Below are 9,770 nucleotides of genomic sequence, written 5' to 3'. Positions count from 1 at the left end.
ATAAAGAAAGAAGTATCAGCGGGATTCCGGGAACCAGGTGACGGATATCATCTATATCCAGACTGGTAGCAGCGATATGTGCCTTTTCGAAATACAGGGAATAAAGTCCGTTATAGTCATTCATATGAGACTGCAGGACAGGAAGGCCATCAGGATGAGCGGACATTTTGCCGAGAAGAAGCTCCAGGGCGGCAGAAGTCTGGCCGCCTAAAATGATACCACTGGAATGAAGCAGATAATCTCTCTTCAGCAGAGAGCTCTCAGGTTCAAAATTAACAGAAGTGTATGGAATATCCTGCCCGCTTCCGGAATTGCCGGAACTGCTTCTGTTAAGATACTGTGTCAACTGCTCTTCGCTGACCCTGAGTTGTTTTCCGATTTTGGAAGATTCCAGCTCACCGCGCTTGATAAGTTCATAGACCGTTGTCTTTTTGATCTTCAGACGGTCTGCGACCTCCTGAGCTGTGTAAAGTTTATTCATCAATACCTACCATGACATTAGTAGCCTTGATCACTGCATAAGCATCAGAACCTACTTTCAGGTTTAATTCTTCAACTGCTGCACAGGAGATGGTTGCTGTGATAATGTTTCCACCGCCGATATCAATAGAAACGATGGAGTTTACAGCTCCGTTATTGATACTTACTACTTTCCCTTTTAACTGATTACGTGCACTTAATTTCATGATAATTACCTCACTGTTTATTATTTTTTTCTATAGATTTATCGTTACTGTTCACACTCCACTATCCCGCGAGGTGTTTTGGCATGGATATGCCAAAATCCCGAGACATACAAGCCAAAATTCCATTGCCACAGGCAATCTGGAATGAATTTTGGCTGCGTTACTGAGAACGGAGTGAACAGTAACGATTTATCTGATACCCGATCAAAGGCCGGAAAGTTGTTTTTGCCGGTAAAAATAAGGCTTTCGACCTTTTATCATTTACATGATAACATATACAAATAAAATTGACAAGAATACAAAAGTTTTGTACAATAGATACAAAAGGAAACAAAACTGAATAAAACAAAACGAAACTAAATGAAAGGCGGTAAAAATATGAGAAAGAAATTAATTGCAGCAATGATGGCAGGAGTACTGAGTGCAGGAATGTTCAGCACAGGAGTTTTCGCAGCAGATACAGATTTAAAAGGTGAAGTCAACACATTCATCGCAGCAAGCTTAAGCAATGCAATGGAAGAAATCCAGAAAGACTTCAATGAGACATATCCTGATGTTGAAATCCTCTACAATGCAGACAGCTCAGGTACATTACAGACACAGATCGAAGAAGGCGCACGCTGTGATATCTTTTTCTCAGCAGCTGATAAACAGATGAATGCTCTGATAGACGAAAATCTGGCTAAGAAAGATACTGTAGAAGATATCCTTGAGAACAAAGTCGTTCTGATCAAACCTAAGGATGGGGAAACAAAAGTTACAGGATTCGAGAACATCACAGATGCAGCCAACATCGCACTTGCAGGTGACAGCGTTCCTGTTGGACAGTATTCCAGAGAAATTTTCGACAATCTTGGAATTACAGATGAAGTAAATAAGATGGAAATCAATGAAGGTAAAAATGTATCTGAAGTTCTTGCTGCAGTAAGTGAAGGAAGTAATGAGATCGGTATCGTTTATGCTACAGATGCAGCTTCCGTTGCAGATAAAGTAGACGTTATCGCAGAAGCTCCGGCAGATGCACTGAAGACACCTGTTCGCTATCCGGTAGGCCTTATCGAAGACAAAGAGGCATCTGAAGATGATACAGCAGCTGCAGAAGCATTTCTTGAGTACATCAAATCTGATGACGCTATGAAAGTGTTTGAGAAATATGGCTTTACAGCATACAAAGCAGATGATGCTTCCGAAACAGATGATAAAGATGCAGAAACAACAGAAGAAACAGATGACACAGAAACAAATGCTGAGACAGAGACAACAGAGGAAGCTAAATAAGAATGAGTGAATTTCTGGCAGAAATAAACTGGAGTCCTTTATGGATTTCTCTGAAAACAGGTTTCGCGGCTACTGTGATCGCGTTCTTTCTGGGAATATTCTTTGCGAGACTGGTGATGAAGATGAAACCTGTTTCCAGAGGCATACTGGATGGTATCCTGACCATGCCTCTGGTACTTCCCCCAACAGTGGCCGGTTTCATTCTGCTTTTGCTGTTCAGTCTGAGACGTCCGTTTGGGGCATTTCTGCTGGATAATTTTGACATTAAGATCGTACAGACCTGGAAGGGCTGCGTGATCGCAGCATCTGTAATTGCGTTTCCACTGATGTATCGAAATGCACGCGCTGCATTTGAACAGGTGGATGTGAATCTGATCGCAGCAGGCAAGACACTTGGCATGAGTGACAGAAGAATCTTCTGGACAGTTGTCATGCCGACAGCAGGACCCGGAATCGCATCCGGTACAGTCCTTGCCTTTGCCAGAGCAATCGGAGAATACGGTGCTACATCCATGCTCGCAGGAAACATTCTTGGCAAGACCAGAACCGTTTCCGTTGCCATTGCTTCGGAGACTGCGGCAGGAAATTATGGCATGGCCGGTTTCTGGGTAGTTGTGATCTTGATCATTTCATTTGTGATCGTTGCGGCGATCAATATCGTTTCCGGTAAGGGAATGAAGATGGGCAGGTGGATGTAATGGCAATCAGTGTGGATATTGAGAAGAAACTTCATGGCTTCACTCTGAAAGTAAAGCTGGAGAGTGATGGTTCTCCAATGGGGATCCTTGGAGCATCCGGAAGCGGAAAAAGTATGACTCTGCGCTGTATTGCAGGAATCCAGACACCGGACTCAGGAAGAATTGTTGTAAATGATAAAGTTCTTTTTGATTCAGAAAAGAAAATCAATCTTAAACCGCAGGAGAGGAAGGTCGGCTATCTTTTTCAGAACTATGCACTTTTTCCTACCATGACTGTAGAGAAGAATATCGCATGCGGATACAGAGGGGATAAGAAACAGCTTAAGGCAAAAGTGGCAGATTACATAGAGCGTTATCAGCTTAACGGGCTGGAGAAGCGTTATCCGGGCCAGCTTTCCGGAGGTCAGCAGCAGCGTGTCGCACTGGCACGAATGATGATCGGAGAACCGGAAGTCATCCTTCTGGATGAACCGTTCTCAGCACTGGATGGATATCTGAAAGATATCATGCAGCGTGATATGCAGAACTTTCTTAATGAGTACACAGGTGATATGATTCTGGTCACTCACAGCCGTGATGAGGCTTACAAGTTCTGCGGACATCTGACAATTCTGGACAGCGGTCAGGCACTTACTACAGGAGAAACCAAGAAACTCTTTGAACGACCTGGTATTCTGCAGGCAGCCAGACTGACAGGGTGTAAAAATTTCTCAACTGTACAGAAAATGGGAAAACACAGTATTTATGCAGTGGACTGGGATCTGATGCTGCAGACCAAAGATGTGGTGCCGGATGATGTTACGCATGTGGGAATCCGCGGTCACTGGATGAAAGGTGCATCTGAAGGCGGAGAGAACCACATGGAAGTGGAAGTTGTGGAATATATTGAAACGACCTTTGAACATCAGTATTTACTGAAGAACAAGAAAGGCGGAGACTGTCAGCCGGTCTGGTGGATGTGTCCCAAAGGAAATTTTGAGGAAGATCCGCGTGCAAAAGTTCCGAAATATATTCATTTTCCGGAAGAGCATCTGATGCTGCTGAAAGAAGCGAAATAGAATATATAAGAAATAATAAAAAGCGTTGTATTTTCAACAGAGATTTCTGGTGAAGATATAACGCTTTTTTAACCGAATCAAGTAAGTCCCTGCGGAGCAGTTATTCGGTGTAGAATCGCGTAGCCACGTAGCTGTAAGAGTCTGCCGGTTTGATCACGCAGATGGATGTTATCAAATTGTCTGAGAAATCTATGACGGATGATTCTTAGAATATTTTATGTAGTCCACAACCATCATCGCCAGTTTAAATGTTAATGCATCCTCAAACGCACGGATATCCAGTCCGAATTTTCTCTGCAGCTTCTCAAAGCGGTACACCAGAGTATTTCTGTGTACATAAAGCTGTCTGGAAGTCTCGGAGAGATTCAGGTTATTTTCAAAGAAGGTACGGATGGTGATCAGGGTTTCTTCGTCAATAGAATCCAGAGTTTCCTCTTTGAAGATCTCGTCGATAAACATTTCACATATGGAAACAGGAAGCTGGTAGATTAGTCTGCCGATTCCAAGCTGGTTATATCCGAATACATTTTTATCTGCGTAGAAAATCTTGCCTACTTCAAGGGCTGTATGTGCTTCCTTGTATGCGTCTGGAAGCCTGGAAATATCCTCTGCCAGATTACTGTAGGCAACCCATGCGGAAGTCATTGCTTCTGTATTTAACATATCTACAAGCATATATGCAATTGATTCCAGATCCTCATAAGTTTCTGTAGACTGTAATTCTCTGATGATGATAATCCCTGTATCATCAATAGCTGTGATGAAATCTCTGGTACGGGCAGAGAAAATATTCCGGATCGTAGCGAGAGCGTTCTCATCCTTGGTCTGTTTGGTTTCCACAAGAAATACGGCACGCTGAACAGAAGTTGCAATGTGCAGTTTCTTGGCGCAGTTAAAGGCATCTACATCAGAATAACTACCAAGGAGAAGATTCTGCATAAAGGTATTCTTGTCGCTTTTCTCTGCATAGGCAGCCAGGAGACTCTGTACCTGGCATACAGCCAGCTCTCCGATGGTAGCAGTACTTTCTGCTTTTCCCCATACGATCAGAATATAGGAGATGGAATGGTTCTCCATGATCTTATACAGGCAGCAGCTTGTATTGGAAACACACAGGGCACTGCTTTGGCGAAATTCTTCCAGTTTTGATTCTGCAGGAAGTTTTTTATCACAGGTAGAGAGAAAGATATGGTTATCAGAATCCAGCAGACAGAAATCAATCTGGCTGATATTCTTCCAGTCTGTCAGGCATTTCTGTAAAATCTGTTGTATTTTCATTAGGTCAATCCTTTCTTTTGGGGTATGAGTCAGCTTATAGCAATCCTTGCAAATTGTCTGATCGAAGTAATCAGGCAGCCAATTCTATATTATAACATAAAAACCCGGGGAAAACTCCCCGGGTTTATTAAAGATTCCTGAAAATTAGTTGCAGATTGTAAGTTCTGTTTCTTTATCAAAGAAATGAGATTTTTCCATATCGAATGCGAATTTGATCGGATCACCGGTCTTAGCTGTTGTACGAGGATCAACTCGTGCTGTAACCTGAGTTCCGTTTACATCGAAGTATAAGAATACTTCAGCTCCGAGAAGCTCGTAAACTTTAACTACGGATGTCATCGGTGCGCTTGGAGAAGCTTCGATGAACATCTGGGAATCATGGATATCTTCCGGACGGATACCGAGAACAACTGTTTTACCTACATAGCCGCCATCTTTAAGAGCTTTTGCTTTAGCAGCTGGGATAACCAGTTCATGCTCGCCAACTTTAGCGATAAGGTTGCCACCTTTTTCGGAGATAACAGCGTCAAGGAAGTTCATCTGCGGAGATCCCATGAATCCTGCAACGAATAAGTTGCCTGGTTTCTGATACAGGTTCTGAGGTGTATCTACCTGCTGAACAACACCGTCTTTCATAACAACGATTCTGGTACCAAGAGTCATAGCCTCTGTCTGGTCATGTGTTACATAGATGATTGTAGCACCCAGTCTCTGGTGGATCTTGGAAATCTCGATACGCATCTGTACACGAAGTTTAGCATCCAGGTTGGAAAGAGGCTCATCCATAAGGAATACCTTAGGATTACGTACGATAGCACGTCCCATAGCAACACGCTGTCTCTGACCACCGGAAAGAGCCTTCGGTTTACGATCAAGAAGTTTCTCAAGGTCAAGGATTCTTGCAGCTTCACGAACTGCTTTATCAATCTGGTCTTTCGGAACTTTACGAAGTTTAAGTCCGAATGCCATGTTATCATATACTGTCATATGAGGATACAGAGCGTAGTTCTGGAATACCATTGCGATATCACGGTCTTTAGGCTCTACATCGTTCATAACTTTGTCACCAATCTTTAATGTACCGCCGGAAATTTCTTCCAGACCGGCAATCATACGAAGTGTAGTAGATTTACCACATCCTGAAGGTCCTACGAAAATGATGAATTCTTTATCTTCGATCTCCAGATTGAAATCTTTAACTGCCTGGAAACCATTTGGGTAAGTTTTGTTAATGTGCTGTAATGATAAGCTTGCCATGATTATTATTCCTCCAAAATTATTTCATATTGTTTTTGCTGATTGATTACTCGTTTTTTTCATCTGTAGACAGTATAGCGAAAAGGAGGGGGGATGGCTAGGGAAGAATCGTACAAAGATTTTTTTCGTTTCTTGTCATTCTGACGAAAAGCCGGAATCAGTATTCGGGGATTCCGTCAAACTGTCAAAAGGCATGAGAAAAACGCAGGACAAAATGACGAAATTCTGTCTGCGTTTCTCAAAATTGGAGTTAAAATATGGTTCTTTTTTACTACCTGTTACTCAAAGTATATATAAGATTATGGTTTGGCTGAATCAAGTCAAAAATCTCTGACAATATGAAGGAACGGATGAGAAGACACGAATATCGGGCTAAAATTACAGGAGGATCAGAGAAGGCAAATCATCAGGAAGCATTTTGCGCAAATTCTGTGTTGACCAGTTCTGCATACGGTGTACGTTCTTTCAGTTCACCTGCATCTTCCAGGATATCCTGCAGCAGTTCAAAACCATCCTGCCCGAACACCAGATTTTCTTTCCAGGTGTCCTGATCGTAATAACGTTTTACAATGGCTGTGATGGTATCCAGATCTGTTTCAGGGAACTGTGGCTCGATTACTTCTGCAATCTCCTCTGGAGTATGGCTCTGAACGTAGTCCATACCTTTCTGCAGAGCATCAGTGAATTTCTGCATGATATCAGGATTTTTTTCCATATAGCTGGTTTTGGCACTGTAGGAGGTATAAGGCACATAGCCGGAGTCAACACCAAGGGATGCTACGACATACCCAGCGCCCTGCTTTTCAAGAGCAGTAGCAGACGGCTCAAATTCTACAGTGAAATCTGCCGAATCATCTCCTGTAAAAGCAGCCGCAGTAGCGCCGAAGTCAATGCTCTGGTCAATAGACAGATCTTTCTGAGGGTCAAGGCCATTCTGCTTCAGAATATATTCAAATACCATTTCCGGCATGCCACCTTTGCGTCCGCCAAGAACTTTCCTGCCCTTCAGATCTTCCCATTTAAAATCCGGCATTTCTTCTCTTGCCACAAGGAAATTTCCGGCCCGTTGGGTAAGCTGTGCAAAGTTTACAACAGGATCAGTAGCTCCTTCCTGATAGGCATAGATAGATGCTTCTGCTCCCATAAATCCGATATCCGCCTCGCCGGATATGACGGCAGTCATAGTTTTATCTGCCCCAAAGCCAGTTATAAGCGTCATATCAAGCCCCTCATCTTTAAAATATCCCTCTTCGATTGCCACATACTGCGGTGCATAAAAGATGGAATGGGCTACTTCATTTAAGGTAACTTTTGCAAGCTTCGCCTCATCTTTCTTTGCAGCAAATACTCCCAGCGGCAGTGCAGTCACCGCCAGAACGACTGCTGTCGCCAGTGAAATCCATTTTTTATTTTTCATGCAGATACTCCTTTACCGACTTCTTCTGTTAGAGTATGCATAATTAATTAATTGGTGACCAGGGGGGACATACAAAGTATCGCAAAACACAGCCTCCATGATTCCTTTTGTTAGGATATGCCCCCAAAATCAACTGCTAATCACGATCAACTTTCCCATTAGTTAAAAAATATGAATTTTATTTAACAACAATTCAATTGTGTCCAATTTCCAATCATGCTATGATTTAATCACAAAAGCTTTTGAAATTTCAATCAGGAGAGAATTAGGATGAATATTGGAAGTGTGATAAAAAAATATAGAAAAGTGTCTGGTTTCACCCAGGAGGAAATGGCAAACCGCTTAGGAGTAACTACCCCAGCGGTGAATAAATGGGAGAACGGGAACTCCAATCCAGATATTGAACTGTTAGCACCTATTGCAAGGCTGCTACATATTTCCCTTGATACCCTATTGTCTTTTCATGAAAATCTGACAGACGTTGAAATTACAGAACTTATTCAAGAAATGGACAAAATGTTTTCGGTAGAAGGTTACGAAAAAACCTATCAATGGGCAGTAAATATCATAAAAGATTACCCTAACTGCAACATGCTAATCTGGCAGGTGGCGGTGATGCTTGACTCGCGAAGAATCATAGGTCAGTGTGAGCACCCCGATAAGTACGACGAACAGATTAATTTCTGGTACGAAATAGCACTAAATGACAAGGATGAAAAAATCCAGCACCATGCGGCAGATTCTCTGTTCGGATTCTACTTGCGAAAAGGGAATTATGAAATGGCAGAAAAATATCTGAATTATTTTTCCGACTATGATCCCATGAAAAAACTAAAACTTGGACAATTATACATGGAACAGGAAAAAACAGAAGAAGCATATGAAAAGCTGGAAAATATAATTCTTTCAGAGTATACTACTTTGAATCTTGCCTTTGGCATGATGATCACAAAAGCTCTTGACAAGAAAGATCATAAATCCGCAAGGTTCCTGGCCGAGAAAATGTGTGCATTAGCAGGTGTTTTTGAGATGGGAAAATACAGTGAATGCGCAACAATGTTTAATGTTGTGGTAGCAGAACAAAATGTAGAAGGTACTTTTAATGTAGTAAAACAACTGCTGGAAAATGTCGATACAATCTGTGATTTTCAGAAATCAAGATTATATAAACATATAAAATTTCAAGACGCAGAAAATCCATATGCTGAAGAAATGAAAAAAGAACTGATTGCAGGCTTCCAAAATGAAGAAGACTTTGCTTATATGAAAGGCTATAAACCCTGGAAAAAACTATTAGCAAAGTATTGATTCTGATTATGTTTATTGCAAAATAAAAAGCTCTATCCATTCGGAACAGAGCATTTATAGATGAAAGAAATTATTTGGCAGGCGTCGCGGCTCCTGCATCTCTTTTAACACCTCAAATAATCTTAGATTTATAATAACCGGAACCTACCAACTTGTAAACAATAAATATACTATCATGTGAACAGTAACTTTCTTTGACAGAACACATTACAAAGATAAAAATAGATATTGACAAGGAGTAATTGAACCAGTATTATATAAGTACAAAGAAGTCTTTTTCCGGAGTGAGAAAGATATTATTACTTATTCAAAGGAAAGGGGCTCTGGACGAGTTCCTTTTTACATTTCATAAAACTTGATTGTAAAACATATACTATGAACACAAAGTAGCTCTGGATAGGATATTCAGAGTTGTAAAAACGGCGGAAATATCATTGCTGGTATTTCCGCCACTTCTTTTATAGATTCTCCGCGCTATTTAAAGTGATTTTTGTAAGCATCTTATCATCTGTGCTGTCTTTTTTCTCTGCAAATGCTGTCACAGGAAGTGAAGTCACAGCAAGCACAACGGCAGCTGCCAGCGTGATCCATTTTTTATTTTTCATGCAGATACTCCTTTAACAACCGTAGCAAGAATTCCCTCACCTCTATAGGGACGCCACTGAAAAAGTCTTTATTTTGCATAAAGCAGTACAATATAAAGTGTTTTTATTTGTTTTAATCTACTATATAATGTGTATAAAAATAGTTTTTCAGTGGCGTCCTATAGGTGATGGGATGAATTGCACAT

General features: G+C 41.4%; 10 protein-coding genes. 4 read left to right on the top strand and 6 right to left on the bottom strand.

Annotated features, from left to right (window positions below):
• Both AC075J_RS08240 and AC075J_RS08235 read right to left on the bottom strand, forming a co-directional pair.
• A partial coding sequence (locus AC075J_RS08240) for a helix-turn-helix domain-containing protein (protein WP_476390236.1) occupies positions 1-481 on the bottom strand: 481 nt, incomplete at its 3' end.
• The gene (locus tag AC075J_RS08235) at positions 474-686 is read right to left on the bottom strand and encodes a TOBE domain-containing protein (protein ID WP_008706085.1); all 213 of its coding nucleotides are present in this window, start codon (positions 684-686) and stop codon (positions 474-476) included. The genes AC075J_RS08240 and AC075J_RS08235, both read right to left, overlap by 8 nt.
• Before the next feature lie 378 nt (positions 687-1,064).
• On the opposite strand from AC075J_RS08235, the gene modA reads away from it, so the two are divergent.
• The 3 genes from modA to AC075J_RS08220 are packed head-to-tail and all read left to right on the top strand — an operon-like array spanning position 1,065 to position 3,720.
• Positions 1,065-1,964 carry a molybdate ABC transporter substrate-binding protein gene (modA, locus tag AC075J_RS08230; RefSeq protein WP_055199741.1) on the top strand — a complete coding sequence of 300 codons (900 nt, stop codon included), beginning with the start codon at positions 1,065-1,067 and terminating at the stop codon, positions 1,962-1,964.
• Between the two features lie 2 nt (positions 1,965-1,966).
• Positions 1,967-2,662 (top strand): molybdate ABC transporter permease subunit, encoded by a 696-nt coding sequence (gene modB, locus AC075J_RS08225; RefSeq protein ID WP_022380219.1) that lies wholly within the window; start codon positions 1,967-1,969, stop codon positions 2,660-2,662.
• Entirely contained in the window at positions 2,662-3,720 is a 1,059-nt protein-coding gene (locus AC075J_RS08220; protein ID WP_055151037.1) for a sulfate/molybdate ABC transporter ATP-binding protein, read from the top strand. Before modB ends, AC075J_RS08220 begins: the two co-directional genes overlap by 1 nt.
• Before the next feature lie 189 nt (positions 3,721-3,909).
• Here the strand turns inward: AC075J_RS08220 and AC075J_RS08215 are convergent, their stop codons facing one another.
• The 3 genes from AC075J_RS08215 to AC075J_RS08205 all read right to left on the bottom strand — a co-directional run bounded on the left by AC075J_RS08215 (position 3,910) and on the right by AC075J_RS08205 (position 7,672).
• The gene (locus AC075J_RS08215; protein WP_008706081.1) at positions 3,910-4,998 is read right to left on the bottom strand and encodes a PucR family transcriptional regulator; all 1,089 of its coding nucleotides are present in this window, start codon (positions 4,996-4,998) and stop codon (positions 3,910-3,912) included.
• A 144-nt stretch (positions 4,999-5,142) separates the two neighbouring features.
• A complete protein-coding gene (locus tag AC075J_RS08210) occupies positions 5,143-6,255 on the bottom strand; it encodes an ABC transporter ATP-binding protein (protein ID WP_008706080.1) in 1,113 nt (370 codons plus the stop codon).
• 406 nt (positions 6,256-6,661) lie between these two features.
• Positions 6,662-7,672, bottom strand: coding sequence for an ABC transporter substrate-binding protein (locus AC075J_RS08205; protein ID WP_055199733.1), 1,011 nt, complete (start codon positions 7,670-7,672; stop codon positions 6,662-6,664).
• A gap of 270 nt (positions 7,673-7,942) precedes the next feature.
• On the opposite strand from AC075J_RS08205, the gene AC075J_RS08200 reads away from it, so the two are divergent.
• Positions 7,943-8,980 (top strand): helix-turn-helix domain-containing protein, encoded by a 1,038-nt coding sequence (locus tag AC075J_RS08200; RefSeq protein ID WP_055199734.1) that lies wholly within the window; start codon positions 7,943-7,945, stop codon positions 8,978-8,980.
• A gap of 458 nt (positions 8,981-9,438) precedes the next feature.
• On the opposite strand, the gene AC075J_RS08195 is transcribed toward AC075J_RS08200, so the two are convergent.
• Positions 9,439-9,585 (bottom strand): hypothetical protein, encoded by a 147-nt coding sequence (locus AC075J_RS08195; protein ID WP_242859363.1) that lies wholly within the window; start codon positions 9,583-9,585, stop codon positions 9,439-9,441.
• Positions 9,586-9,770 lie beyond the last annotated feature (185 nt).

Source organism: Blautia sp. ZXY-1-C6 (assembly GCF_056339875.1).
The sequence above is the reverse complement of the archived record's forward strand: the minus strand, read 5'-3'. Positions and strand labels throughout refer to the sequence as shown.

Bases quoted from the DNA above. Each gene is read 5' to 3' on its own strand.
- AC075J_RS08220 (WP_055151037.1), top strand. From the start codon at position 2,662: ATGGCAATCAGTGTGGATATTGAGAAGAAACTTCATGGCTTCACTCTG.
- AC075J_RS08210 (WP_008706080.1), bottom strand. From the start codon at position 6,255: ATGGCAAGCTTATCATTACAGCACATTAACAAAACTTACCCAAATGGT.
- modA (WP_055199741.1), top strand. From the start codon at position 1,065: ATGAGAAAGAAATTAATTGCAGCAATGATGGCAGGAGTACTGAGTGCA.
- AC075J_RS08215 (WP_008706081.1), bottom strand. From the start codon at position 4,998: ATGAAAATACAACAGATTTTACAGAAATGCCTGACAGACTGGAAGAAT.
- AC075J_RS08205 (WP_055199733.1), bottom strand. From the start codon at position 7,672: ATGAAAAATAAAAAATGGATTTCACTGGCGACAGCAGTCGTTCTGGCG.
- AC075J_RS08200 (WP_055199734.1), top strand. From the start codon at position 7,943: ATGAATATTGGAAGTGTGATAAAAAAATATAGAAAAGTGTCTGGTTTC.
- AC075J_RS08235 (WP_008706085.1), bottom strand. From the start codon at position 686: ATGAAATTAAGTGCACGTAATCAGTTAAAAGGGAAAGTAGTAAGTATC.
- modB (WP_022380219.1), top strand. From the start codon at position 1,967: ATGAGTGAATTTCTGGCAGAAATAAACTGGAGTCCTTTATGGATTTCT.
- AC075J_RS08195 (WP_242859363.1), bottom strand. From the start codon at position 9,585: ATGAAAAATAAAAAATGGATCACGCTGGCAGCTGCCGTTGTGCTTGCT.